This window comes from Luteimonas sp. S4-F44 (genome assembly GCF_022637415.1).
GTDB lineage: Bacteria > Pseudomonadota > Gammaproteobacteria > Xanthomonadales > Xanthomonadaceae > Luteimonas.
The window spans coordinates 1,911,423-1,936,332 of the sequence record NZ_CP093340.1 but is presented as its reverse complement, the minus strand read 5'-3'; the positions used below and the strand labels follow the sequence as shown (position 1 = coordinate 1,936,332).

The following is a 24,910-nucleotide window of genomic DNA, read 5'->3' as shown; positions in this document are numbered from 1 at the left end:
TCCTGTGAAGTGCGCCTTATGCCACGGGGGGCGCCAGGCGTCCATCCGGCGTGCCGGTCAGCGCGCGCTTGGAGGTGTCGCCGGCGACCTCGCGGACCAGGCGCGGCACCAGATAGCCCGATTGCCGGGCGACCAGCGCGGCGTGCAATGCGAGTGCGGTGGCATCGTCGACTTCGAAATGGGCCGCACCGGCCACGCGGTCGAGCTGGTGGAGGTAGTAGGGCAGCACGCCGGCCTCGAGCCCACGCTCGGCCAAGGCCGCCAGCGTCTCGACGCGGTCATTGACCCCCTTGAGCAGGACTGCCTGGTTCAGCAGTACCGCGCCGGTGGCGCGCAGGCGCCGCATCGCCGCATCGACCTCGCCGTCGAACTCGTTGGCGTGGTTGGCGTGGACCACGATCACCAGCGGCCAGGGCAGTGCGGACAGCCAGTCGGTCAGTTCGGTGTCGACCCGCTCGGGCAACACGATCGGCAGCCGGGTATGGATGCGCAGGCGACGCACATGCGGAATGCCGCGCAGCGCATCGGTCAGTTCGACGAGCTTGGCGGTCGACAGCGACAGCGGGTCGCCGCCCGACAACAGGACCTCCTCGATCGAGGCATCGTCGCGGATCGCTGCAAGTGCCGCGCCCCAGCCGCCGGCCGCTGCGGTTTCCTCGGCGTAGGGAAAATGGCGGCGGAAGCAATAGCGGCAATGCACCGCGCAGCTGCCGGTCGCCACCAGCAGCGCTCGCCCGGCGTATTTCTGGATCACGCCATGGCCGGCCTTGGCCGCGCCGTCGCCGACCGCGTCCAGGCCGAAGCCCGGCGCCGGACGCAGTTCGTCATCCAGCGGCAGGACCTGGCGCAGCAACGGGTCGGTAGGGTCGCCCGGACGCATCCGCGCCACAAAGCCGCGCGGCACCCGCAGCGGAAATTGGGCCGCCGCTTCGGGCGACAGGCCCAGCGCCTGCGCCTGCAGGCCGAGCAGGTCGAGCAACTCGCGCGGATCGCGCACGGCATCGCGCCAGAGCTGCTGCCAGCGGCGCGGCTGCGTCGGAAGGGGGGCTGCGGGTATCATGTGCGACTGCGATCCAATTCGAGCCGGCCGCGTGCACCGCTGCCGGTAAACCTCATAGTGTAGCCGCCGGCGACGCCGGCCCAGCAGGAGCGAGCGATGGCCAGTTATGGCATGAACGACGTCAAGAATGGCCAGAAGATCCTGGTCAACAACGAGCCCGCGGTCATCACCGACACCGAATACGTCAAGCCGGGCAAGGGGCAGGCGTTCACGCGCGTGAAGTACCGCCAGATCCGCACGGGCCGGGTGCAGGAAATCACCATGAAGAGCACCGATTCGGTCGAAGCGGCCGACGTGCTCGATACCGACATGCAGTACCTCTACAGCGACGGCGAGTATTGGCACTTCATGAATCCCGAGTCGTTCGAGCAGGTGCAGGCCGATAAGGCCGGCATGGGGGGCGCGGAGAAGTGGCTCAAGGGCGAGGAAGAGTGCGTGGTGACGCTGTGGAACGGCACGCCGATTGCGGTCCAGCCTCCGAATTTCGTCGAACTGCAGATCACCGAGACCGATCCTGGCGTACGCGGCGACACCTCGGGCGGCGGCGGCAAGCCGGCGACTCTGGAGACGGGCGCCGTGGTCCGTGTGCCGCTGTTCGTCGGCCAGGAGGAAGTCATCAAGGTCGACACCCGGTCCGGCGAGTACGTCAGCCGCGTCAAGTGATCGATCCGCAACGCCACTGCAGCGCGATCCGCGCGACGGTGGCCGCGTTCCCGCTTCGGCGGGACGCGTGTTCGGCGCGCCGCGCGGCGGCGCTCTGCGGTCTGGCAAGCTGACCGCTTCCGTCGCATCGATCGAGGTCACGCATGACAGACAGTTCCGCTCCCCAGTCCATCGACCTGTTGATCGAAGCCGGTCACGTCGTGCCGGTGGAGCCGCACGCGGTCGTCCTCGACGATCACGCCGTCGCGGTGCACCGGGGCGAGATTGTCGCCGTGCTGCCGATCGCCGAGGCGCGGCAGCGCTTCGCGCCCGCGCAGACGGTCAGCCGCCCGCAGTCGGCGCTGCTGCCCGGCCTGGTCAACGCGCACACCCACAACCCGATGACGCTGTTGCGCGGGATCGCCGACGACCTGCCGCTAATGGTGTGGCTGCAGCAGCACATCTGGCCGGTCGAGGCCGCCGTGATCGGGCCGGAGTTCGTCGCCGACGGCATCACGCTGGCGCTGGCCGAGATGCTGCGCGGCGGCACCACCTGCGTCAACGAGAACTACTTCTTCCCCGACGTCCAGGCCGCGGTCTACCGCCAGCACGGGTTCCGTGCGCGTATCGGCCTGCCGGTCATCGATTTTCCGACCGCCTGGGCCAGCAGCGACGACGAGTACTTCGATCGCGCCGGCGAGGTCCACGACCAGTGGCGCGACGACCCGCTGATCGCGACCGCGTTCGCACCGCACGCGCCGTACACGGTCAACGACGCCAATTTCGAGCGCGTGCGCATGCTCGCCGACCAGCTCGACGTGCCGATCCACCTGCATCTGCACGAAACCGCCCAGGAGGTCGAGCAGTCGCTGCAGCAGTACGGCCAGCGGCCGATCGCGCGGCTCGACCGGCTGGGCCTGATCAACGATCGCCTGATCGCGGTGCACATGACTCAGCTGACCGAGGGCGAGATCCACCTGTGCGCCGAGCGCGGCGTCAGCGTCGTGCATTGCCCCGAGTCCAACCTCAAGCTCGCCTCGGGCTTCTGTCCGGCCTGCGCGCTGGAGCGCGCAGGCGTCAACGTGGCGATCGGCACCGACGGCGTGGCCAGCAACAACGATCTGGACATGTTCGGCGAGACCCGCACCGCGGCGATCCTGGCCAAGGCGGTGGCCGGCGACGCGGCCGGGTTCGACGCGTTCACCGCGCTGCGCGCGGCCACGCTCGGCGGCGCCCGCGCGATCGGCTTCGGCGATCGGATCGGCTCGATCGAGGTCGGCAAGCAGGCTGACCTCATCTGCGTCGACCTGTCGCCGATCGAGACCCAGCCGCTGCACCATGTCGTCTCGCAACTGATCTACGCGACCGGTCGCCACCAGGTCAGCGATGTCTGGATCGCAGGCCAGCCCAAGCTGCGCGAGCGCGCGCTGCTTGGGTTCGATCTCGAGGCGATCACTGCCAATGCCCGCCAGTGGCGGGACCGCATTTCAACGCTACGCACCGGCGCATGACGAGGTCCGCATGAACGCTCGACACGAGAACTACGATCAGGCCGAGCTCGACAAGTTCGGCGCGCTGGCCAGCCGCTGGTGGGATGTCGACGGGCCGCAGCGCCCGCTGCATGCGCTCAATCCGGCGAGGCTGGAATACGTGCGCGCCCGCGCCCGGCTCGATGGCGCCGACGTGCTCGACGTCGGCTGCGGCGGGGGCCTGCTCAGTGAAGCCATGGCCCGGGTCGGCGGTAAGGTGACCGGCATCGACCTGGCCGAGGACCTCATCAAGGTCGCGCGCCTGCACGGACTGGAAACCGGCATCCAGGCCGACTACCGCGTGCAGTCGGTCGAGGCGCTGGCCGCCGAGCGTCCAGCCAGTTACGACGTCGTGACCTGCATGGAAATGCTTGAGCACGTGCCCGATCCGGCGGCGATCCTGCAGGCCTGCGCGACGCTGCTGCGCCCAGGCGGCCACCTGTTCGTGTCCACCCTCAACCGCACCCCGGCCGCATTCGCCTTGGCGATTGTCGGCGCCGAGTACGTCGCCCGGCTGCTGCCGCGCGGCACCCATCGCTACGAAAGCTTCATCCGACCTTCCGAGCTTGCCAGCTGGCTGCGCGAAGCCGATCTGCAGCTCGAGGACGTCAGTGGCCTGATGTACGAGCCATGGCGCAACGCCGCCCGGCTGGTCCGCCGGACCGACGTCAACTACGTCGCCTGGGCGCGGAAGCCGGCGTGAGCGGCACCGCGGCAGTGCAGGTCCCCACGACATTCCCGGCCGGCGCGCTGTTCGATCTCGACGGCACCTTGCTCGACAGCGCCCCCGACATGCTGGCGACGGTCAACCGGATGCGGCACGCGCGCGGCCGCCCGCCATTGGCGCTGGCCGATATCCGCCCGGTGGTCTCGCGTGGCGCGCGGGCGATGGCCGCGGTCGCGTTCCCCGAGCTCGATGCCGACGGCGTGGTCGCGCTGGTACCGGAGTTCCTGGCGGTCTACGGCGAGGAACTGGGCCGGCACAGCCGCCCGTTCGATGGCGTCGAGGCGATGCTGGCCGCACTCGAGGCCGCCGGCACGCGCTGGGGCATCGTCACCAACAAGCCCGAAGGGCTGGCGCAACGCATCCTGCCGCAGCTCGGCTGGCAGGACCGCTGCGCGGTCCTGATCGGCGGCGACACGTTGGCCGAGCGCAAGCCGCATCCGTTGCCGCTGCTGCACGCTGCCAGTGTGATCGGCATTCCAGCACGCGATTGCGTCTACGTCGGCGACGACGCGCGCGACATCCTCGCCGCGCGTGCGGCCGGCATGCCGTCGATCGTCGCGCTGTGGGGGTATCGCTTGGACGACGACGATCCGATCGCTTGGCAGGGCGATGCGATGCTCGACACGCCCGATGCCTTGGCGCACCCCGCCGCCTGGCCGCGTCCGACATGAGCGCCGCCCCGCACGACGACGACTTCCTGGCCAAGTGGCAGGCGCGATGGCCGGAATGGCGCATCGGCCTGGCCTTCGTCGCCCCGGACCTGCGCGAGCGGGTGCAGGCCTGGTTCGCATTGCTCGACGAGTTCGGCGAGGCCGCCTGGGGCGGTAGCGACCCGACACCCGGACTGGCCAAGCTGGCCTGGTGGCAGGAAGAACTGCAGGGCTGGGACAAGGGCGCGCGCCGGCATCCGCTGGCCGTGCATCTGCAACGGCACGCCGCCCCCTGGGGCACGCTGGCGCTCGCGCTGCGGCTGTTGCCGGCCACGCGCGACGCGGTGCCCGAGCCGGCCGCGCATCTGGAGCGGCTGCACGACCTCGCCTTGGCGGTGGCCGCGTGCGAGATGGTGCTGTTCGGCGACGGACGCCGCGACAGCGGGGACGGACGTATCACCGCGGCACCGCTGCTGGCACCGCAGGCGATGCTGCGCGGCGACCAGTCGCTGGCCGCGCGCCTGCTTGCTCGCTGGCCGCAGCGCGACGGCGGGACCCGGCCGCGTCGGATCGGCAACGCGATCCTCGCCGCGCGTCTGCGGGCGCTCGCCCGCCACGGACAACTGCGTCCTGCGAACGGACTGGCCGTGCTCTGGCTGGGTTGGCGCGCGGCGCGCGGTTGAGCGCCACATCCCTTGCGACACGCTGCGTTGCAGAGCGGCAGCCGGCAGAGTCGTTAAACTGCGTGGCCCACGCCCGCAAGGGTGTCGTCCCGTCCCCCCCCCGCGAGCGCAGCCTTGAGCGATCCAGTCCGTCCCCCCGTCCTTCCCGATGTCGCTGGCGACCAGGCCCAGGCGGCGCGCCTGCTCGACTGGGTCGGTATGGCGGAGATCGCGCTGCCGTTGCGTATCGAGGACGGCGACGGGCAGGCGGTCACCGTGCCGGCGCGCGCCGATATCGGCGTCAACCTGATCGATCCCGATGCGCGCGGCATCCACATGTCGCGGCTGTATCTGCACCTGCAGGACGCGTTGGCGCGCGAGACGCTCGGGCGCGACACGCTTGCACGCGTGCTGGCCGATTGCATCGACTCCCAGCGCGGCCTCGCCGATCGCGTGCAACTGACCTTGAAGTACGGCCAGTTGCTGCGGCGCCGCGCCCTGGCCAGCGATCACAGCGGCTGGAAGACCTATCCGATCGAACTCGACGCGGTGCTGGGCCCGGACGGCCTGGCGCTCACGCTGACCCTCTCGGTCGAGTACTCCAGCACCTGCCCGGCCTCGGCGGCGCTGTCGCGCCAGCTCAACGCGGCGCGGTTCGCAGTGGACTTCGCCGGCAGCGCACCGAGTTTCGACGCCGTGCACGATTGGCTGGCCTCGCCGCGCGGCCTGGCGGCGACCCCGCATGCCCAGCGCAGCCGCGCGACGGTGCGTCTGCGGCTGTCGCCCGATGTCGATGCGTTGCCGGTCCTGTCATTGATCGACGCACTCGAACTCGCGCTCGGTACGCCGGTCCAGACTGCGGTCAAGCGCGAGGACGAGCAGGCATTCGCCGCGCTCAATGCCGAGCACCTGATGTTCTGCGAGGACGCCGCCCGGCGCGTCGCCGCGGTGCTGACCGCCGACCCGCGCGTCGCGAGGTTCGAGGCGACCGTCGCTCACTTCGAAAGCCTGCACGCGCACGACGCGGTGGCGCGCGTCAGCGGCTGACCGCGGCCCTTGTAACGGGGGTGACCCTTCGTTTTCGCGGCCCACCGCCGCAATGAAAAGGGGCGGCCGAAGCCGCCCCTTTTGTTCGTGCCGATTGCAGGGGCACTCAGAACTGCAGCGAGAACCGGGCGCTGGCGCCGTGGTCGCGGGCGTCGTCCGACAACGCGCCGCTGTAGCCGATCTCCAGCAGGCTGTTGGCCGATGTCCGGGCGGCGATGCCCAACTCGACCAAGGTGGCCTCGTCGGCGATCGACGGGCTGGTCACCCCGTACCAGCGGCTGCCATCGAACGACAACTGCGCGTCGTGCACCTGGTTGCCACCGGCGTAGCGATAGCCCAGGTTGCCGCGCAGGCTCAGCCAGCTCTGCGCCTGGGCGGTGCCGCGCAGGTTGACGTTGAAGCGCACGCCGGCCGTGGTCAGGTCGACGCGGGTATCGCCGTCGCGGCCGCGCAGCGCCGCGGCGCCGCCGTCCTCGACGAAGCCGTCGTGGTCGAGTTCGACATGGGCGTACTGCAGGTACGGTTCCAGTTCCCAGCGCTCGTTGCCGAAGCGGTAGCCCAGTTCCGCGAAGGCCTGCCAGGCGGTCGCGTCGTAACGCCCGTGCACGCCATCGGCGAAGCCGGCGAATGCGACGTCTCGCTCGACGTCGAGCTCATGCCATGCGTAGGTGTAGCCCACACGCAGACCCAGGCCGTCCCAGGTCTGACTGCCGTAGACACCCACGTGCCGCGTGTCGGCATCGCCCTTGGAGGCGCGGCTACGCACGTCGAAGTCGGTGCTGCCGACGCCGCCGAAGGCACCGACCCGCCAGCCGCCATCGAACTGACGGTCGATGCCGACCAGCGCTGCGGTGCCGTTGTACTGCGCACGCGCAGCATTGCCGTCGCCGCCGACCCGGCCGCCCTGGCGGTGGACCTCGACCCATGCGCCGGTGTTCGCGTCGGCATCGCGCAGACCGCCGAAGCCGTCGTGTCCGGCCGAGGCGCGGGCGAGGGCGGCATCGCGGACCAGGCGACCGCTGTCAATCAGGATCTGCTGCGCGCTAGCGTGGATCTCACCCGAGAGCTGATCGAACGCGTTGCGTGCGCCGGCTTCCCCGAGTTGGGTCAGCGGGACCAGCAGGCCCTGGTCGTCGGGCAGTGCATCGAGCGCCGCCGCCGTGGCACGCTGGTTGCCGGTCTGCGCCGCGGTCGCCAGCGCCGCACCACGTGCAACGCCCACATCGATGGCATTCGGCCCGTACAGCAGCGACAGCGACAGGAATGGCGACAGCGCACTGGTGTCGACGGTGTCGAAGGTGCCGGTCACGCCACCCTGTGCCGAGACGATGCGGTACTGCTGGCCGAGCAGGTAGGTGCCAGGCAAGCGGCTGGCAACAAGCGTGCCGCCATACAGCGTGGCCGAGCCGGTGACCGACAGCAGGTCGGCCAGGTTCGGCGGCTGCAATTCGGCGACCAGCGTGGCATCGGCGGTCTGCACGTAGTCGCCATCGACGACCAGCGTGCCGATCGAGTTGCCCGGCGCGATCGTACCGGCGACCCAGGTGTCGCCGAGCGTGCCACTGCCCCCCAGCGTGCCGAGAGCCTCGACGCGCGTCTGCCCGCCCTCGACCGTGCCGTTTACAACCGCGACACCGCGTCCGAGGATCGCACCGCTCTGGCCGTCGACAACGCCGGTCACCGTCAGCGCGGTGTCTTGCAGACGACCATCTTCGGCGATCAGTAGACGCCCGCCTTGGACGAGCACGTCGTCGGCCAGCGCATTGCGGCCCGCCAACTCCAACGTGCCGCCGGTGACCGTGGCGCCGTTGAAGCTGTTGTCGCCCGACAGGCGCAGCCAACCGCCCGCATTGGAGTGGAACCCCAGTCGGCCGGGCCCGCCGATGTCATTGGTCCAGTCGTCCCAGGCATCGCCGTCCCAGACCTTGGTGCCGCCCGCGGCCTGGTCCATGACGATATCGGTGTCGACGCGCAACTGACCGTAGCCTTCGATCGCCTTCTGCAGGTTGAGCAGGCCCCAACCATAGATCTCGTCGACGCCTTCTTCGCCCAGATCGGTCGCGGTGGTCAGCATGATGTCGCGGATCTGGTGGCCTTCGAGATAGGGGAATCGCTCGAACAGCAGGCCCAGTGCACCGGTCACGTGCGGCGCTGCCATCGAGGTGCCCGAGTAGTCGGCGAATCCGGGCACGCCTTCGCGGCTGGAGAATTCGTAGCGCAGGTTGCCCGCGTCATCGACGCTCCAGTCGCCTTCCAGCAGGTCGTTGTCGTAGACGGTGGAGGTGATCAGGCTGCCCGGCGCGGCCAGGCACCACTGCGCGGTGATACCGCATTTCATCGAACGGTCGCTCAGCACGCCGCTTTCGTTGAGATTGACGACGCTGACCCAGTACTGCTCGATGTCCGGAAAGATCGACGGCAGTGACGCCGGCGCGCTGGCCTGGGGGCTGGCTTCCGGTGACGGGTTCGTACCGCTGTTGCCCGCTGCCACTACCTGCAGCATGCCTGAGGTGCGGGAGGCCTCGGCCATGGTCTCCAGCGTTGCCGCCACCGAAGGAATGCTCATCAGCAGTTCGTGGTACTGCGCCGCCTCTTCCGGCGTGGTGGCGATGTAGGTGTAGCCCCAGCTGTGGTTCATCGCGCGCACGCCGTGGTCGGCCGCCTGCCCGTACATCTGGGCGAACGCATCGCTGCCGGCCGACGTCGAGAAGGTGGTGCACTGGTTGAAGAAGATGCACGGGATATCGACGATGGTCAGGCTGTCGTTGAACAGTCGTGCGGAACTCAGGTCGGCGCCCCAGGCGACGCCATGCATACCGCTGCCGTCGCGGTTCGCAGCGATCGTGCCCGAGACATGGGTGCCGTGGCTGTTGAAGGCCAACAACGTATTGCCCCAGAGGTGGTCATTGGCGGGGTTGGGGAACAGTGGCGCCAGCGACGGATCGTAGTACTCGCCTTCCACCGCGACCTGGTCGCCTTCGGAGTAGAAGCAGGCGTCCGGGCCATCGAGCACGCCGGTCTGGCCGCATAGCGAGCCATCATCGAGCACGTCGGCCATCGTGATGCCGCGATGGTCCTTGCCCGCGAATTCGGGGTGATCGAAACCGGCGCCCGAGTCCAGCAGCCCCAGCCGCACACCAGCGCCGCTCAGGCCGCGCGCGTAGGCATGATGGGCATTGATGACCTCCAGCCCCCAGTCGGCCTGGAACTCCTCGGTGATCCACGACGTCGGATCCGCAGGCTGGGCCGGCGTGTCGGCGGCCAGCGATGCCTGTCCGGTGCCAGCCGATGCCAGCTGGGCGTGGGCGGCGTCGCGCAGACGCCAGCGCGCGCTGAACCCCTCTGCGAACAATGCCGGCTGTGCTTGAATCGTAGTGGATGCCCGATCGAAGAATGTCCGGGACATTGCGGACTCGACTGCGGAATGCGTGCTTTCCGATGAAGCCGTCTGCGCTGCAACTGGCAAAGAGGCGAGTGCCAGGACACCGCAGGAGATGGCGAGTGCGAGACGCGAGCGCGAAATGCGGATGTTGCGCGAGGGTGTCACGGTCTTGCTTCGAGTCATGCTGCTTCCCTAGATTGACTGAACAAACGCCGCTGGCGGTGTGACCTGTGCAGCTGGCGTTCATCCATGTTAACCGGGACACGCGGCAAGGGAATGGGGCGCACCCTATGTCAATCATTTGCCCGCGTCGATGACACGGACCCGGATCGTTAGCGCGCGTGACTGTCCGGGACGTTCGACCCGTAGCATCCAGTCCCCCTCGCGTTCGGGGGCCTGCAAGGAAGCTCGGCCATCGGCGCCAACCGTGGTCACGCGCTGACCATCGTGAATTGTGCTGCCGGGCGGTGCCCGACCTTCTATCCTGGCGCCGCGCACGACAGTAGAAGGAAATCGCACGCGCGATTGCGCGACTTCTTCACCTGGCTGCGTCAATCTCGGCCCCTGCGGCCTGACGACATCAGGCCATGCACCGGGGGCCGCCGGCGTCGGCTTCGACGTGCACCCAGCGACAGCGGGCAATGCGAGAAGTGCCAGAACGAGGATGTTGGACGCGGTCATGACAGAGAAGTCTATCCAAGCGCGCGCCTCCACGATCCCAACGTCGCGGCGTTGACGAACGCGCCGCCGCGCGTGGGAAAGGCGAACCACGTGGAGACCCGTCCTCAGCGCTCCAAAACAAGCTCGGGATCGATCCGCACATCGAACCGCGCCTCCACGATCCCAACGCCCCGACCCTGACGAACGCGCCGCCGCGCGTGGGAAAGGCGAACCACGTAGAGACCCGTCCTTAGCGCTCCAAAACAAGCTGGGGATCGATCCGCACATCGAACCGCGCCTCCACGATCCCAACGCCCCGACCCTGACGAACGCGCCGCCGCGCGTGGGAAAGGCGAACGACGCGGAGACCCGTCCTCAGCGCTCCAAAACAAGCTGGGGATCGATCCGAATATCGAACCAATTCATCCCCCAGTGCAGATGCGGCCCCGTCGCGCGCCCGGTCGCACCGACCGCGCCGATCACTTGGCCCTGTTCGACGCGGTCACCGACTTTGGCATCGAGCCGCGAGAGATGCAGGAAGTTCGAGCTCACGCCATGGCCGTGGTCGAGCAAGAGCGTGCCGCCGGTCAGGTACAGGTCTGGCGCGGCGAAGGTCACGATGCCGGCGGCGGGCGCCTTGACCGGCGTGCCGGTCGGCGCGGCAATGTCCATGCCCGAGTGCGGCGCGCCGGGCTGTCCGTTGTACGACCGCGCACGCCCGAAGCGCCCGCTGATCCGTCCCTCGACCGGGCGCAGGAAACGACCGCCGAAGTCGACGCGTGCGTCGTCGCGCGTCCGCGCCTGGGTGACCTGCGCCTGCTCGCGGCGGATGCGTTCGGCGATCGCCGGCGGCGGGTTGACGGTGGCCGGCGGCACGCCATTGACGCGCTCGATCGGCCAGTCGCGTGGCGCGACTGCGATCGTCGCGACGTGTTCGCGGCCGTCCGGGTCGATGACCTGCACCTGGACCGGGCCGATCTCGTCGCGGCCGATGCCCAGCGCCACCGTGCCGTAGCCGCTGACGCGCAGCGCGCGGTCGCGGTAGCGCACCTGGCTGCCCGCCGGCACCTTGCCGACGACCAGGCTGCCTTGCTCAACGCGCTCTGGAAAGCGCAGCGCGTCGGTGTCCTGGGCGGCGAGCGGCAGGACGAGCAGGGCGCAGACCAGCAGCAATAACAAACGTGTCGGCATCAGTGGGCGCAGTGCAGCGGAAGGGGCGGGCAGGATAGGCGGGCGTGCATGAAGCTGTGGTGGCCTGGGCCCCGTGCGCTCAGCGCGCGAAGGCCAGGCGCTGGCCGGCGGGATCGCCCACCAGATGCGTGCCGTCCCAGGCCAGTTGGCCATTGACCCAGGTCGAGGCGATCTGCGAACGGAACGTCGTACCCTCGAACGGCGACCAACCGCATTTGGACAACACCTGCTCGCGCTGCACGGTGAACGGCGTGTCCTCCACCAGCACCAGATCGGCGAAATAGCCTTCGCGCAGGAAGCCGCGCTCGGCGACGTCGAACAACTGCGCCGGTGCGTGCGCGAACTTCTGCACCACGCGGGTGATGTCGAAATGCCCCTCGTGGACGCATTCGAGCGCGGCCACCAGCGCGAACTGCACCAGTGGCAGCCCGCTCGGTGCACGGGTGTAGGGGTTGTGCTTCTCGGCCAGCGTGTGCGGCGCGTGGTCGGTGGCGAGCACATCGATGACGTCGTCGGCCAGCGCCGCCAGCAGCGCGCTGCGGTCGGAGGCGTCCTTGATCGCCGGATTGCATTTGATCAGATGCCCCAGCCGCGCATAGTCGGCGCGGTCGAAGCGCAGGAAGTGGATGCAGGTCTCGGCGGTGATGCGCTTGCGCAGGCGCCCATCCGCGTCCACCAGTGGGCCGGCCTCGAACAGCGCCAGTTCCTCGGCGGTGGAGATGTGCAGTACATGCAGCCGGGTGTCGTGGCGACGTGCCAGCGCCAACGCCAGCCGCGTCGACTTGATGCAGGCCTCGCGCGAGCGGATGTCGGGGTGGCACTGCGCCGGGATGTCGTCACCGTACTTCGCCACGTAATCGCGCTGGATCGCGTCGATCGTGGGCGTGTCCTCGCAATGCGTGATGATCGGCACCGGCGTCTCGCGGAAGATGCCGTCAAGGGTGTCGGGATCGTCGACCAGCATGTTGCCGGTCGAGGCCCCCATGAACACCTTGACGCCCGGCGTGGTCAGCGGATCGATCCGCCGCACGTGGTCGAGGTTGTCGTTGCTCGCGCCCATGTAGAAGCCGTAGTTCGCGCGTGCACGGCCGGCGGCGCGGTCGTACTTGTCCTGCAGCGCGGCCGCATTCAAGGTCGGCGGGCTGGTGTTGGGCATGTCCATGAAGCTGGTCAGACCGCCGGCGACCGCCGCGGCCGATTCGCTGGCGATGTCGGCCTTGTGCTCCAGGCCCGGCTCGCGGAAATGCACCTGGTCGTCGATCATGCCCGGCAGCAGCCAGCGCCCGGCGGCGTCGACCACGCGATCGCCCTCGCGGACGGACAGGTCGCCGCCGATCGCGGCGATGCGCCCGTCGGCGCCGATACGCAGATCGCCCTCGACGATGCGGCCCTCATTGACCAGGCGGGCGTTGCGGATCAGGGTCTGGGTCATGGCTTGGGGTCCATTTCGGGCATCGGCACCGGATCGTGCCCGCCGGGGTGGAGGGGGTGGCAGCGTGAGAGCCGGCGCAACGCCAGCCAGCCGCCGCGCCATGCGCCGAACCGGGCGATGGCGATCATGGCGTACTGCGAGCAGCTGGGATGGAAGCGACAGCGCTGGCCGAGCAACGGACTGACGAACCGCTTGTAGCCCTGCAACAGGGCAATGAGAAGACGCTCGATCACGGCAAGTCGGCAGAGGCAATGAATGCGGCGGCCGGTTCGGTTGCCGCTGCAGGGTTTGCAGGGTATAACAGCCCGCTTCCCCGTCCAAGGGAATGACAAGGATCGCAGCTCGTGGCAGCCAAGAAACCCGTAAAAAAGGCCGTCAAGAAGGCCGTCAAGCCCGCAGCCAAGGCGCCCGCCAAGGTTGCGACGAAGAAGTCTGCGCCCGCGAAGAAGGCCGCGGCCGTCAAAAAGGCGGCCAAGTCTGCGCCCGTGACCAAGAAGGCCGTCGCTAAGAAGCCCGTGGTCAAGAAGGCCCCGGTCAAGAAGGCGGCGGCCAAGAAGAAGACGCCGGCCGCCAAGTCGGCGACCAAGAAGACGCCGGCTGCCAAGGCGCCTGCCAAGAAGGCGGCGCCGACGAAGGCGCCCGCCAAAAAGATCGCCAAGGCCGCTCCGGTCAAGAAGACCGGGGCGCCGAAGCCGGCGACGAACGCCAGGACCGCCGCTCCGGTGGCGGCTGCCAAGTCCGTCGCCAAGAAGGCGGCACCGGCGAAGTCGGTCATCGACAAGCCGGTCGCCAAACCGGAGTCCGCGTCCGCGAAGGCGGCACCGGCACCGGCGAAAACCGCCGCACCCAAGCCGGTGGCGGCTTCCACTCCCACAACACGTCCGCGTCCGGTCGGCAAGGTCGCCGTCGCGGTCGTGGCGCGCCAGCCGGAGCCGGCGCCCAGAACGAAGGTGAAGGTCGTGCAGTACAAGACCGATGAAGAGACAGGTCGTCCCATCCTCCCGGCGGGTTACAAGCCCTCCGCCGACGAGGAGTACATGAGTCCGTTGCAACTCGAGTATTTCCGCCAGCGCCTGCTGCAGTGGCGCGCGGACCTGGTCGAGGAATCCAAGCAGACGATCGAGAACCTCAAGGACGAAGTCCGCGATGTCGGCGACGAGGCGGAACGTGCGACGCGGGAGACCGAGAACTCGCTCGAGCTTCGCACGCGCGATCGCTACCGCAAGCTGATCGGCAAGATCGACAGCACGCTCAAGCGTGTCGACTCGGGCGAGTACGGCTACAGCGTGGACTCGGGCGAGGAGATCGGTCTTGACCGTCTCGAGGCGCGCCTGACCGCCGAGCGTACGATCGACGAGCAGGAGCGTTGGGAGCATCTGCAGAAGCAGATGGGGGATTGACGGTTCTTCGTCGATCGCCCTCAGAAAAAGCCGGTCGATTCGACCGGCTTTTTCTATGGGCGAATCCGCGTGATCTCGATTGGTCGCCCGTCACAGTTTCGCGTTCACTGCAGTTCGCGTAGATCCAGGCGGCGCAAGCGCGGCGCCTTCCAGGCCGTCGTCGCGACCACGCCCATCGTCATGAAGCCGCCGAGCACGACCGCCGGCACCAGACCGAGCAGGCGCGCCATCGAGCCCATGTAGAACGCGCCGATCTCGTTGGACGAGCCGACGAACAGGCCGTTGATCGACGAGACCCGGCCGCGCATATGATCGGGCGTCGCCAACTGCATGATCGTCGAGCGCATCACCACCGACACGCCGTCGCACATGCCCGACAGCAGCAGGAAGAACGCCGACAACCAGAACGCGGTGGACAGGCCGAAACCGATCATGCACAGGCCGAAGCCGCCGACGGCGAGCAGCAGGAAGCGGCCGGCGTTGCGCTGGACCGGATGGCGGGCCAGCCAGATGCCCATCGCCACCGAGCCCAGTGCCGGCGCGCCGCGCAGGATGCCCAGGCCCTCGGGGCCCCAGTCCAGGATGTCGTGGATGAAGGCCGGCGCCAGCGAGATCGCACCGCCGAACAGCACCGCGAACATGTCCAGAGCCAGAGCGCCGAGCAGGATCTGGTGGCCGAACACAAAGCGGGCGCCCTCGGCGATGCTGGCGAAGATCGGGGCGCGTTGCAGCATGCGCGGGGGTTCGGTGACCTGCATCCGCGCCAGGAACACGATCACGCCCAGCGCCAGCACCGAGGCCAGTGCATAGGCGATGGCTTCGCCGGCCCAGCCGACCACGAATCCGCCGATCGCCGGGCCCACCACCACCGCGCTCTGGAAGGCGATGCTACCCAGACTGGCGCCACGCGCGAACTGGTCGCGCGGCAGTACGCGCGCGAACAACGCGTTGTAGACCGGCCCCAGGAAGGCCCGCACCATGCCGGTCAGCATGATCGGCAGGTAGATCAGCCAGACGTTGCTGCCCAGCCCGTCGAGCGACAGCAGGGCGAGCAGTACCGGCGTGATCGCCAGGCCTGCCGCGGCCGCCATGCCGAGCTTGCGCCGGGGCAGGTGATCGACCAGGTAGCCGGCAAATGGGGCCACGCAGAAATAGGGCAGCACCTCGGCCAGCCCCACCAGGCCGAGCATCCACGGGTTCTGGGTCGCGGCGTAGATCTGCCAACCGACGGTGACCGCGACGATCTGATAGGACAGGATCGTCAGGATGCGATAGCCCAGCAATGCACGAAACCCCGGATTGCGCAGCGGCGCAGCCCGGCTGTCGGCGGCAGGTTTGTCGTCGGACACGCTCACGCCAATGCGGACTGGGCGCGATCGCGAATGAAGGCGAGCAGGGCGGCCAGTCCGTTGCTGCGGGTGGGCGAGAGGTGCTTGGACAGGCCGATGTCGCCGACGTAACTGGCGTCGGTGTCCACGATGTCGCGTGCGCTGCGGCCCGAGTACACGCGCAAGGCCAGGTAGATCAGGCCCGAGACGATCGCCGAATCGCTGGCCGCGGCGAAGTCCAGCCGATCCGCATCGCCCGAGGCCACGATCCACACCATCGACTGGCAGCCATGCAAACGGTTGGCTTCGGTCTTGGCGCTGTCGGGGAACGGCGGCAGTTTGCGGCCCAGATCGATCAGGTACTGGTAGCGTTCCGACCAGTCGCTGAAGAAGGCGAATTCGTCGGCAATGGCGCGCTGCGCCTGTTCGGGCGAGGCTTCGAGCGGGAAGGGCGAATCGGTCACAGGGGCAGTCGGGAAACGGGCGGCGTCGCAGGCGAGCCAGAACGCAATAGTGTGAAGCAAAAGCGCGCGAAGGGGATGTGGCGGCCTTCTCACCGCCATCATCGCGGTCGGCTAGGCTTGCCGCCGACGCGCGAGGAGGAGCGCATGGCGAACGCGATCGTCTGGTTCCGCAACGACCTTCGGCTCGATGACAATCCTGCGCTACATGCCGCACTCCAGGCCGGCCTGGCGCCGGTGTGCGTCTATATCCACGCTCCCGACGAGGAAGGCGATTGGGCGCCGGGCGCAGCCTCCAACGCCTGGCGCCATCGCGCCTTGGCTGCCCTGGACCAGGCCTTGCGCCGGCACGGCGCGCGCTTGCGGCTGTTCCACGGGCCGACGCTGCCGACCCTGCGCACGCTGGTGGAGACCTGCGACGCGGAGGCGGTGTTCTGGAACCGTCGCTACGAGCCGGCGATCGAGCAACGTGATGCCCGGATCAAACGGACCTTGCGCGGCGACGGGGTGCGTGCCGAGAGCCATGACGGCGCGCTGCTGTTCGAACCGTGGGCGCTGCAGACCGGACAGGGCGGCCCCTACAAGGTGTTCACGCCGTTCTGGCGCAAGGCCGTGTCGACCTGGCGCACGCGGGAGACGTGGTCGCCGCCGCCGTTGTTGCCGGCGGCCGAGGCCGGGCCGAACGGCGTCGCGCTCGCCGATCTGAAGCTCGCGCCCGCGCCCGACTGGTCGGCCGGTTTCTGGTCGTCGTGGACGCCGGGCGAGGACGGTGCACGCGAAGCGCTGGAGGTCTTCGTCGACGGTGCACTGCGCGACTATGCCAGTGGCCGCGATCGCCCCGACCAGATCGGGACCTCGCGCTTGTCGCCGCATCTGCACTTCGGCGAGATCGCTCCGTGGCGGATCGTCGCCGCGCTGGAGGCCGAACGTCGCGCCACGACCACGCCGCAGATCGACGCCTACCTCCGGCAGCTTGGTTGGCGCGAGTTCGCCCACCACCTGCTGCACCACGTCCCCGAGAGCATCGACCGCGACCTCAATCCCCGCTTCGCGCGCTTCCGCTGGGCGCGGCCTAATGCCGCTCGTCTCGCGGCCTGGCAGCGGGGCCGGACCGGCGTACCGATTGTCGATGCCGGCATGCGCGAGCTCTGGCACACCGGCTGGATGCACAACCGCGTGCGGCTGATCGTGGGCAGTTGGCTGTGTAAACACATGCGCGTCCATTGGCGCGATGGCGCGCGTTGGTTCTGGGACACGCTGGTGGATGCGGACCTGGCCAACAATACGCTCGGCTGGCAATGGATCGGCGGCACCGGCGCCGATGCTTCGCCGTACTTCCGGATCTTCAATCCGGTCACCCAGGCGCAGCGCTTCGATCCGGACGGCCGCTACATCCGGCGCTGGCTGCCTGAACTGGCAGACCTGCCAGTGCCACTGTTGTTCGCGCCGTGGACCGAGCCCGATCGCCTGGCGGCCCTGGCGCCGGACTATCCGCGCAGGCCGATGGTGGACCTGGACGCAGGCCGGGAGGCGGCGCTTGCCGCCTATCGCGCATCGCGTTGAGCGGCTGGCCGTTCGGCACTGTGCACCCGCGGCCGTTGGGCGCCCGAAGCTGAACAGGTCTTGGATGCCGCCGCAACCGTCACCCTATTTGCATCAAGCAACGGCTACTTTCGCTGCCGCCACCATCATTCGCGGACATTCGCGTCCTGACCCAAGGGAGATCCAAGACATGCGCAAACTGAGCACCGCAGGCCTGACCACCGCCATCGCAGGCATCCTGTTGCTGAGCAGCTGCGCCAGCTACACCGGCCAGACCAACGCGCCCGACGATCCGAACCGCACCCGTAACAACGCCCTGATCGGTGCCGGTATCGGTGCCGTCGCCGGTCTGCTCAGCGGGTCGGACGCGACCGAACGTCGCCAGCGCGCGCTGGTCGGTGCCGGCGTCGGTGGCCTCGCTGGTGGTGCGATCGGTGCCTACCAGGACCGGCAGGAAGCTGAGCTGCGCCGCCAGACCCAGGGCACCGGCATCCAGGTCGATCGCGAAGGCGACGTCATCAAGCTCAACCTGCCTGATGGCGTGACCTTCGACTTCGGCAAGGCCGACCTCAAGGCCCAGTTCTATCCCGCGCTCAATAACGTCGCGCGCACGCTGGCCGAGTACGACAAGACCATCGTCGAGATCTCGGGCCACACCGACAGCGTCGGCAGCGATGCGGTCAACCAGCGGTTGTCGGAGCAGCGCGCCAATGCGGTGGGCAACTACCTGATCGGCCAGGGCCTGCTGCGTCAGCGCTTCGAGATCGTCGGCTTCGGCAAGACCCGCCCGATCGCCGACAACAGCACCGAACAGGGCCGTGCGGCCAACCGCCGCGTCGAAGTCCGCGTGGTGCCGCTGCAGGGCTGATCGCACGCGATCTTGGCCAGAGAAAAGCCCCGGCAATGCCGGGGCTTTTTTTGTCTTCGATCTGCATGCTTGCCGCGGCGATCGGCATTTACCCTGCAGCCGCGGCCTCATGAATCGTAGACCGCGGCGCATGCCATCAAGCGTTACAGCGCCTCGATCACGCCTGCTGCGCCCATACCGGTGCCGATGCACATCGTCACCAGGCCATAGCGCTTCTTGCGGCGACGCATGCCGTGCACGATCGTGGCGGTGCGGATCGCGCCCGTCGCGCCCAGCGGATGGCCCAGCGCGATCGCGCCACCCAGCGGGTTGACCTTGTCCGGATCCAGCTTGCTGTCTCGGATCACCGCCAGCGCCTGCGCCGCGAACGCCTCGTTGAGCTCGATCCAGTCGATGTCGTCGAGCGTCAGCCCGGCCTGCGCCAGCGCCTTGGGAATCGCCGCGATCGGCCCGATGCCCATGACCTCGGGCCGCACGCCAGCGACGGCAAAGCTGACGAAGCGTGCCAGCGGCTTGAAGCCGTAGTCGTTCACCGCGCGCTCGGACGCGAGCAGGATGCCGGCCGCGCCGTCGCTCATCTGCGAACTGTTGCCGGCGGTCACCGACCCCCCGAACTGGCCGTTGCGGAACACCGGCTTGAGCTTGGCGAGCCCCTCGATCGAGGAGTCCGGGCGCGGCCCTTCGTCGGTATCCACCAGCCGCTTCTTCAACTGCACGGTGTTGCCGGCGAGGTCAGGCTGATGGGACAGGATCTCGTAGGGGCTGATCTCGTCCTTGAACTCGCCGGCCTGGATCGCGGCGATCGCCTTCTGGTGCGAGGCCAGCGCGAACGCGTCCTGGTCCTCGCGCGAGACCTTCCATTCCTCGGCAACCTTCTCGGCGGTGATGCCCATGCCGTAGGCGATGGCGACGTGATCGTCCTTGAACACCGACGGCGACAGCGCGACCTTGTTGCCCATCATCGGCACCATGCTCATGCTCTCGGTGCCGCCGGCGAGCATCAGGTCGGCGTTGCCCAGCCGGATCTCGTTGGCGGCCAGCGCGACGGCCTGCAGGCCCGACGAGCAGAAACGGTTGACGGTCTGCGCGGCGACGGTATCGGGCAGGCCGGCCAGCAGCACGCCGATGCGCGCCACGTTCATGCCTTGCTCGCCTTCGGGCATCGCGCAGCCGATGATCGCATCGTCGATGCGGCCCGGATCGATGCCCGGCGCCTGCGCCACGACGGCCTTGAGCACGTGCGCGAGCATGTCGTCGGGACGGGTGTTGCGGAACACGCCCTTGGGCGCCTTGCCGACCGGGGTACGGGTGGCAGCGACGATGTAGGCGTCCTGGATTTGCTTGGTCATTGAAAACTCCGGAATGCGATGTCGAGGTTCGGGACGGGGACACGGCGCGGCCCGACGCACGGGCCAGGCACGAACCTCAGTTCCTGAGCGGCTTGCCGGTCTTGAGCATGTGCGCGATGCGGGCCTGGGTCTTCTCCTGCTGCGCCAGCTCGACGAAGTGCTGGCGCTCCAGGCGGATCAGCCAGTCCTCGTTGACGAGCGCGTTGCGGTCGACATCGCCGCCGCACAGCACGGTCGCGATCCGCTCGGCGATCTCGTAGTCATACGGGCTCACGAAGCGGCCTTCGAGCATGTTGACCAGCAGCATCTTGAAGGTCGCGATGCCGACATCGCCGGCAACGCGGATCGCGCGCGCGGGCAGGGGCGGGCGATAGCCCGACTCGGCCAGCGCGCTGGCCTGCTGGCGGGCGACGTGCAGCAGTTCGAACGCATTGAAGGTCACCACGTCGTCGGCGCGCAGCAGGCCCAGTTCCTTGGCGTGGACGGCCGAGGTCGAGACCTTGGCCATCGCGATGGTCTCGAAGGTCTTCTTGAGCTCGGCGAACACGTCCCCACCGGGACCGGCCGCTTGCGACGCGCGCACCGCCAGTTCCTTCAGGCCGCCGCCGGCCGGGAGCAGGCCGACACCGGCCTCGACCAGGCCGATGTAGCTCTCCAGGTGCGCGACCGTGCGCGCGCTGTGCATCTGGAACTCGCAGCCGCCGCCCAGCGCCAAGCCGCGCACCGCCGAGACCACCGGCACCAGTGCGTACTTGATGCGCTGGCTGGTCGCCTGGAAGTTGGCGACCATCGCCTCGAACGCATCAACCTTGCCGGCCTGCAGCAGGCCCAGCGCACCGGCGAGGTCGGCGCCGGCGGAGAACGGCTCCTTCGGCTGCCAGATCACCAGGCCCTTGAAGTCCTGTTCGGCGATGCCGATCGCCTCCTGGATGCCGTCGAGCACCTGGTCGGAGACGGTGTGCATCTTGGTCTTGAAGCTGATCACGCCGATGTCGTCGCCATCGCTCCACAGCCGGATGCCCTCGTTCTCGAAGCGGGTCTCGCCCTGGTCGAAGCGCTCGCCGAGCAGCGGATCAGGGAAACGCTGGCGGCGGTAGACCGGCAGCGCCGAGCGCGGCAGCTTCGCGTTCTGGGCCGGGCTGTAGCTGCCCTCGGCGGCGTGCACGCCCTCGCGGCCATCGAACACCCAGTCGGGCAGCGGCGCGCTGCTCATGGTCTTGCCGGCGACGATGTCCTCGGCGATCCAGTCGGCGACCTGCTTCCAGCCCGCCGCCTGCCACAGTTCGAACGGCCCTTGCTGCCAGCCGTAGCCCCAGCGGATCGCCAGGTCCACATCGCGCGCGGTCTGGGCGATGTCCTCCAGGTGCACGGCGCTGTAATGGAACAGATCGCGCAGGATCGCCCAGACGAACTGCGCCTGCGGGTGCTCGCTGGCGCGCAGTTTGACCATGCGCTCGGCCGGGTCTCGGGTCTTGAGGATCTCCACGACCTCGTCAGCGGCCTTGCGGTCGGCCGGGCGGTAGTCCTGCGCCGCCAGGTCGAGGACGGTGATGTCCTTGCCGGCCTTGCGGAAGATGCCGGCCCCGGTCTTCTGGCCGAGCGCGCCTTTGTCGATCAACGCCGACAGCCACTTGGGCGTGGCGAAGTAGTCGTGCCACGGGTCGTCGGGCAAGGTGTCGGCCATCGTCTTGATGACGTGGGCCATGGTGTCGAGCCCGACCACGTCCGAGGTGCGGTAGGTCGCCGACTTCGGCCGGCCGAGCAGGGGACCGGTCAGCGCGTCGACCTCGTCGAAGCCGAGGCCGGATTCCTGGGTGTGGTGAATCGTCGACAGGATCGAGAACACGCCGATCCGGTTGCCGATGAAGTTCGGCGTGTCCTTGGCGTAGACCACGCCCTTGCCGAGCTGGGTGGTCAGGAAGGTTTCCAGCCCCTCGAGCACCGCCTTGTCGGTGGTTTTGGCCGGGATCAACTCGGCCAGATGCATGTAGCGCGGCGGGTTGAAGAAGTGGACACCGCAGAAACGATGGCGAAGTTCTTCTGGAAGAACTTCCGCCAACTTGTTGATTCCCAATCCAGATGTATTGCTGGCGAGCACCGTATGCGCCGGCACATGCGGAGCGATCTTGCGGTACAGATCCTGCTTCCAGTCCATCCGCTCGGCGATTGCCTCGATGATCAGGTCGCAGCTTTCCAGCAGCGCCAGGCCGGTTTCGTAGTTCGCCGGCACGATCGCCTCGGCCAGCGCGCGCGAGGCCAGCGGGGCAGGGCTGAGCTTGCCCAGATTGGCCAGCGCCTTGCGGACGATGCCGTCCGGGTCGCCGTCCTTGGCCGGCAGGTCGAACAGCACCGTGTCGATGCCAGCGTTGGTCAGGTGGGCGGCGATCTGCGCTCCCATGACTCCGGCGCCCAGGACCGCGGCGCGACGTACAAGCAGTTTCTCGGACATTTGCTCCATCCCTTTGATCGATAAGGGCCGGGTCGAGCCCGGCGTGGGGTCAGGCGCGGAAGCCGGCGGCGGAGAAGCGGATCAGTTCGCCGGCGATCCGGGTGCGGTGTTCGGCTTCGGTGGTGCCGTGCGGCCGCTTGATCAGGCCGAAATCGGCCATCGCATAGGTCAGCGCACCGGCCAGGAAATCCAGCCGGCCGTACAGCTCGGCCTTGCCCAGTCCCGGCAAGCAGGCGGCCAGGGCCGAGGCGAATTCCCGCGGCACGTGGCCGTACTGCTCGGACAGGAACTTGCGCAACGCGTCGTTCTTCTCGACATAGGCGCGTGCGATCACCCGCACGAACCCGCCGCTGCCATTGCGGCCGATCGCCATATCCAGCGCCGGATCGACGAAGGCGGCGATGATCGGCTCGATCTGCCCAGGCTGCTCGGCCAGCGCCCGGCGCAGTTGGGCCAGGCGCTGCGCGCTCATCTGGTCCATGCGCCGGCGGAAGACCTCGTTGACGAGGTTCTCCTTGCTGCCGAAGTGGTAGTTGACCGCGGCGATGTTGACGTCGGCGCGGCTGGTGACCTGCCGCAGCGACGTGCCGGCAAATCCATTGGCCGCAAACAGCTCCTCGGCTGCGCCCAGGATCTTGTCCTTGGTGGAAAACTGCCGCGTACCGCTCATTCGCTCTCCGCTGAATCAAACGCTTGTTTGATGCTAGAGCGCGCCGGCCCGACGCGTCAATGACCGCGTCTTGGATTGCGCATCGGACAGGCGCGCTGCGGCCTGGCCCGCAATGCAGTAGAATCACTGCAGCCGTATCGGCTAAACCCGCGCCCAGACGCGGGTTTTTCCATGCTAACTTCGACCAGCCCGCCGGGATGGTCGTCCCCATTGTCCGGAGAATTCACAGATGGCGCTCGAGCGCACCCTGTCCATCGTCAAGCCCGATGCCGTTGCCAAGAACGTCATCGGTGAGATCTACAGCCGTTTCGAGAAGGCGGGCCTGAAGATCGTGGCCGCCAAGTACAAGCAGCTGACCCGCGAGGAGGCCGAGGGCTTCTACGCGATCCACCGCGAGCGTCCGTTCTTCAACGCGCTGGTCGAATTCATGACTTCCGGCCCGGTGATGATCCAGGCCCTGGAAGGCGAGAACGCCGTGGCACTGCACCGCGAGCTGCTGGGTGCCACCAACCCGAAGGACGCCGCGCCGGGCACGATCCGCGCCGACTTCGCCGATTCGATCGACGCCAACGCCGCCCACGGCTCGGATTCGGTCGAGAACGCGCAGACCGAGATCGCGTACTTCTTCAAGAACGACGAAGTCGTCTCGCGCTGAGTGATGCCATCGTGACCGGGGTTGCCATCGACGTTGCTGTCGCCAAGCAGAACCTGCTCGACCTCGATCGCGAGGGACTGGAGCGCTTTTTCGCCGAGATCCTCGGCGAAAAGCGCTTCCGTGCCCATCAGGTGATGAAGTGGATCCACCACCGCTACGTCACCGATTTCAACGAGATGACCGACCTGGGCAAGGGGCTGCGCGCCAAGCTCGAGGCGCACGCCGAAGTCCGTGTGCCGCAGATCCAGTTCGAAAAGCCCTCGACCGACGGCACCCATAAGTGGCTGCTGGCGATGGACGGCCTGAACGCGATCGAGACGGTCTACATCCCCGACAAGGGGCGCGGCACGCTGTGCGTGTCCTCGCAGGTGGGCTGCGCGCTCAACTGCCAGTTCTGTTCCACCGCGACCCAGGGCTTCAACCGCAACCTGTCGACCGCCGAGATCATCGGCCAGGTCTGGGTCGCGGCCCGCCACCTGGGCAATGTGCCGCACAAGCAGCGCCGCCTGACCAACGTGGTCATGATGGGCATGGGCGAGCCGCTGATGAATTTCGACAACGTCGTGCGCGCGATGAGCATCATGCGCGACGACCTGGGCTATGGCCTGGCCAACAAGCGCGTCACCCTGTCGACCGCCGGCATGGTGCCGATGATCGACAAACTCGGCGAAGTCAGCGACGTGTCGCTGGCGGTCTCGCTGCATGCGCCCAACGACACGCTGCGCAGCGAGTTGGTGCCGCTGAACAAGAAGTACCCGATCGCCGAACTGATGGAATCGTGCGTGCGCTACGCCCAGCGCAAGCGCGGCGAGTCGGTGACGTTCGAGTACACGCTGATGCGTGACGTCAACGACCAGCCCCAGCATGCGCGTGAACTGGTGCGGCTGATGCGCGATTTCGACAATCGCCTGCAGATGAAGGACGCGGCGAAGGTCAACCTGATCCCGTTCAACCCGTTCCCGGGCACCCGTTACCAGCGACCGGACGACGCCGCGATCCGGCGGTTCCAGAAGCTGCTCAACGAATCGGGACGCATTGCGCCGGTCCGCCGCACCCGCGGCGACGACATCGACGCGGCTTGCGGCCAGCTCAAGGGGCAGGTCGCCGACCGCACACGGCGCCAGGCCGAACACCTCAAGCGGCTGCGCGCCGAGGGTGGCGACGGTGCCGATGCGGTGGCCTGAGGCCGTCGTCCTGGTGATGCTC

The 24,910-nt window shown here is 68.2% G+C and carries 21 protein-coding genes; 11 read left to right on the top strand and 10 right to left on the bottom strand.

All coding sequences use genetic code 11. The annotated features are described in order from the left end of the window. Nucleotides 1-16: 16 nt before the first annotated feature. The gene (epmB, locus tag MNO14_RS08810) at nucleotides 17-1,060 is read right to left on the bottom strand and encodes an EF-P beta-lysylation protein EpmB (RefSeq protein ID WP_241943399.1); all 1,044 of its coding nucleotides are present in this window, start codon (nucleotides 1,058-1,060) and stop codon (nucleotides 17-19) included. A gap of 96 nt (nucleotides 1,061-1,156) precedes the next feature. Here epmB and efp point away from each other — a divergent pair, with 96 nt between their 5' ends. The 6 genes from efp (at nucleotide 1,157) to folE2 (ending at nucleotide 6,317) form a co-directional block, all read left to right on the top strand. Next, nucleotides 1,157-1,723 carry an elongation factor P gene (gene efp, locus MNO14_RS08805; protein ID WP_047135839.1) on the top strand — a complete coding sequence of 189 codons (567 nt, stop codon included), beginning with the start codon at nucleotides 1,157-1,159 and terminating at the stop codon, nucleotides 1,721-1,723. A 143-nt stretch (nucleotides 1,724-1,866) separates the two neighbouring features. After that, nucleotides 1,867-3,213 carry a TRZ/ATZ family hydrolase gene (locus MNO14_RS08800; protein ID WP_241943398.1) on the top strand — a complete coding sequence of 449 codons (1,347 nt, stop codon included), beginning with the start codon at nucleotides 1,867-1,869 and terminating at the stop codon, nucleotides 3,211-3,213. A 10-nt stretch (nucleotides 3,214-3,223) separates the two neighbouring features. Then, entirely contained in the window at nucleotides 3,224-3,934 is a 711-nt protein-coding gene (ubiG, locus tag MNO14_RS08795; protein WP_241943397.1) for a bifunctional 2-polyprenyl-6-hydroxyphenol methylase/3-demethylubiquinol 3-O-methyltransferase UbiG, read from the top strand. A gap of 14 nt (nucleotides 3,935-3,948) precedes the next feature. Further along, on the top strand, nucleotides 3,949-4,629 hold the full coding sequence (locus tag MNO14_RS08790) for a phosphoglycolate phosphatase (RefSeq protein WP_241946305.1): 681 nt from the start codon (nucleotides 3,949-3,951) through the stop codon (nucleotides 4,627-4,629). Next, nucleotides 4,626-5,291 (top strand): phytoene/squalene synthase family protein, encoded by a 666-nt coding sequence (locus MNO14_RS08785; RefSeq protein ID WP_241943396.1) that lies wholly within the window; start codon nucleotides 4,626-4,628, stop codon nucleotides 5,289-5,291. Before MNO14_RS08790 ends, MNO14_RS08785 begins: the two co-directional genes overlap by 4 nt. 114 nt (nucleotides 5,292-5,405) lie before the next feature. Further along, nucleotides 5,406-6,317, top strand: coding sequence for a GTP cyclohydrolase FolE2 (folE2, locus tag MNO14_RS08780; RefSeq protein WP_241943395.1), 912 nt, complete (start codon nucleotides 5,406-5,408; stop codon nucleotides 6,315-6,317). A 106-nt stretch (nucleotides 6,318-6,423) separates the two neighbouring features. Here the strand turns inward: folE2 and MNO14_RS08775 are convergent, their stop codons facing one another. From MNO14_RS08775 to yidD, 4 genes are all read right to left on the bottom strand, one after another. Further along, nucleotides 6,424-9,723 carry an autotransporter serine protease gene (locus MNO14_RS08775; RefSeq protein ID WP_241943394.1) on the bottom strand — a complete coding sequence of 1,100 codons (3,300 nt, stop codon included), beginning with the start codon at nucleotides 9,721-9,723 and terminating at the stop codon, nucleotides 6,424-6,426. Nucleotides 9,724-10,734: 1,011 nt separating this feature from the next. Beyond that, the gene (locus MNO14_RS08770) at nucleotides 10,735-11,550 is read right to left on the bottom strand and encodes a M23 family metallopeptidase (RefSeq protein WP_241943393.1); all 816 of its coding nucleotides are present in this window, start codon (nucleotides 11,548-11,550) and stop codon (nucleotides 10,735-10,737) included. Nucleotides 11,551-11,629: 79 nt separating this feature from the next. Beyond that, nucleotides 11,630-12,982: a dihydroorotase gene (locus MNO14_RS08765; RefSeq protein WP_241943392.1), complete on the bottom strand. Its 1,353-nt coding sequence runs from the start codon at nucleotides 12,980-12,982 to the stop codon at nucleotides 11,630-11,632. Then, nucleotides 12,979-13,215 (bottom strand): membrane protein insertion efficiency factor YidD, encoded by a 237-nt coding sequence (gene yidD / locus MNO14_RS08760; RefSeq protein ID WP_183427079.1) that lies wholly within the window; start codon nucleotides 13,213-13,215, stop codon nucleotides 12,979-12,981. Before yidD ends, MNO14_RS08765 begins: the two co-directional genes overlap by 4 nt. 111 nt (nucleotides 13,216-13,326) lie before the next feature. On the opposite strand from yidD, the gene dksA reads away from it, so the two are divergent. Further along, on the top strand, nucleotides 13,327-14,382 hold the full coding sequence (gene dksA / locus MNO14_RS08755) for an RNA polymerase-binding protein DksA (RefSeq protein ID WP_241943391.1): 1,056 nt from the start codon (nucleotides 13,327-13,329) through the stop codon (nucleotides 14,380-14,382). Between the two features lie 104 nt (nucleotides 14,383-14,486). Here the strand turns inward: dksA and MNO14_RS08750 are convergent, their stop codons facing one another. After that, nucleotides 14,487-15,731, bottom strand: a complete 1,245-nt coding sequence (locus tag MNO14_RS08750) for an MFS transporter (RefSeq protein WP_241943390.1) — start codon at nucleotides 15,729-15,731, stop codon at nucleotides 14,487-14,489. A 2-nt stretch (nucleotides 15,732-15,733) separates the two neighbouring features. Next, nucleotides 15,734-16,174, bottom strand: a complete 441-nt coding sequence (locus tag MNO14_RS08745; RefSeq protein WP_241943389.1) for a SufE family protein — start codon at nucleotides 16,172-16,174, stop codon at nucleotides 15,734-15,736. Between the two features lie 144 nt (nucleotides 16,175-16,318). On the opposite strand from MNO14_RS08745, the gene MNO14_RS08740 reads away from it, so the two are divergent. Together MNO14_RS08740 and MNO14_RS08735 are read left to right on the top strand one after the other, a co-directional pair. After that, nucleotides 16,319-17,734, top strand: a complete 1,416-nt coding sequence (locus MNO14_RS08740; RefSeq protein WP_241943388.1) for a deoxyribodipyrimidine photo-lyase — start codon at nucleotides 16,319-16,321, stop codon at nucleotides 17,732-17,734. Between the two features lie 169 nt (nucleotides 17,735-17,903). Beyond that, nucleotides 17,904-18,581, top strand: a complete 678-nt coding sequence (locus MNO14_RS08735) for an OmpA family protein (protein ID WP_241943387.1) — start codon at nucleotides 17,904-17,906, stop codon at nucleotides 18,579-18,581. A gap of 143 nt (nucleotides 18,582-18,724) precedes the next feature. On the opposite strand, the gene MNO14_RS08730 is transcribed toward MNO14_RS08735, so the two are convergent. The 3 genes from MNO14_RS08730 to MNO14_RS08720 form a co-directional block, all read right to left on the bottom strand. Beyond that, entirely contained in the window at nucleotides 18,725-19,930 is a 1,206-nt protein-coding gene (locus tag MNO14_RS08730) for an acetyl-CoA C-acyltransferase (protein ID WP_241943386.1), read from the bottom strand. A 76-nt stretch (nucleotides 19,931-20,006) separates the two neighbouring features. After that, on the bottom strand, nucleotides 20,007-22,379 hold the full coding sequence (locus tag MNO14_RS08725) for a 3-hydroxyacyl-CoA dehydrogenase/enoyl-CoA hydratase family protein (protein ID WP_241943385.1): 2,373 nt from the start codon (nucleotides 22,377-22,379) through the stop codon (nucleotides 20,007-20,009). A gap of 49 nt (nucleotides 22,380-22,428) precedes the next feature. Next, nucleotides 22,429-23,049, bottom strand: a complete 621-nt coding sequence (locus tag MNO14_RS08720; protein WP_241943384.1) for a TetR/AcrR family transcriptional regulator — start codon at nucleotides 23,047-23,049, stop codon at nucleotides 22,429-22,431. A 229-nt stretch (nucleotides 23,050-23,278) separates the two neighbouring features. On the opposite strand from MNO14_RS08720, the gene ndk reads away from it, so the two are divergent. Together ndk and rlmN are read left to right on the top strand one after the other, a co-directional pair. Continuing rightward, nucleotides 23,279-23,704 carry a nucleoside-diphosphate kinase gene (ndk, locus tag MNO14_RS08715; RefSeq protein WP_183427068.1) on the top strand — a complete coding sequence of 142 codons (426 nt, stop codon included), beginning with the start codon at nucleotides 23,279-23,281 and terminating at the stop codon, nucleotides 23,702-23,704. Continuing rightward, nucleotides 23,701-24,888 (top strand): 23S rRNA (adenine(2503)-C(2))-methyltransferase RlmN, encoded by a 1,188-nt coding sequence (gene rlmN, locus MNO14_RS08710; RefSeq protein ID WP_241946304.1) that lies wholly within the window; start codon nucleotides 23,701-23,703, stop codon nucleotides 24,886-24,888. Before ndk ends, rlmN begins: the two co-directional genes overlap by 4 nt. The last annotated feature ends 22 nt before the right edge of the window (nucleotides 24,889-24,910 follow it).

Excerpts from the sequence above, each read along its gene's own strand:
- epmB (WP_241943399.1), bottom strand. The coding sequence starts at position 1,060 with ATGATACCCGCAGCCCCCCTTCCGACGCAGCCGCGCCGCTGGCAGCAG.
- efp (WP_047135839.1), top strand. The coding sequence starts at position 1,157 with ATGGCCAGTTATGGCATGAACGACGTCAAGAATGGCCAGAAGATCCTG.
- MNO14_RS08800 (WP_241943398.1), top strand. The coding sequence starts at position 1,867 with ATGACAGACAGTTCCGCTCCCCAGTCCATCGACCTGTTGATCGAAGCC.
- ubiG (WP_241943397.1), top strand. The coding sequence starts at position 3,224 with ATGAACGCTCGACACGAGAACTACGATCAGGCCGAGCTCGACAAGTTC.
- MNO14_RS08785 (WP_241943396.1), top strand. The coding sequence starts at position 4,626 with ATGAGCGCCGCCCCGCACGACGACGACTTCCTGGCCAAGTGGCAGGCG.
- MNO14_RS08775 (WP_241943394.1), bottom strand. The coding sequence starts at position 9,723 with ATGTCCCGGACATTCTTCGATCGGGCATCCACTACGATTCAAGCACAG.
- MNO14_RS08770 (WP_241943393.1), bottom strand. The coding sequence starts at position 11,550 with ATGCCGACACGTTTGTTATTGCTGCTGGTCTGCGCCCTGCTCGTCCTG.
- MNO14_RS08765 (WP_241943392.1), bottom strand. The coding sequence starts at position 12,982 with ATGACCCAGACCCTGATCCGCAACGCCCGCCTGGTCAATGAGGGCCGC.
- MNO14_RS08740 (WP_241943388.1), top strand. The coding sequence starts at position 16,319 with ATGGCGAACGCGATCGTCTGGTTCCGCAACGACCTTCGGCTCGATGAC.
- MNO14_RS08735 (WP_241943387.1), top strand. The coding sequence starts at position 17,904 with ATGCGCAAACTGAGCACCGCAGGCCTGACCACCGCCATCGCAGGCATC.
- MNO14_RS08730 (WP_241943386.1), bottom strand. The coding sequence starts at position 19,930 with ATGACCAAGCAAATCCAGGACGCCTACATCGTCGCTGCCACCCGTACC.
- MNO14_RS08725 (WP_241943385.1), bottom strand. The coding sequence starts at position 22,379 with ATGTCCGAGAAACTGCTTGTACGTCGCGCCGCGGTCCTGGGCGCCGGA.
- MNO14_RS08720 (WP_241943384.1), bottom strand. The coding sequence starts at position 23,049 with ATGAGCGGTACGCGGCAGTTTTCCACCAAGGACAAGATCCTGGGCGCA.
- ndk (WP_183427068.1), top strand. The coding sequence starts at position 23,279 with ATGGCGCTCGAGCGCACCCTGTCCATCGTCAAGCCCGATGCCGTTGCC.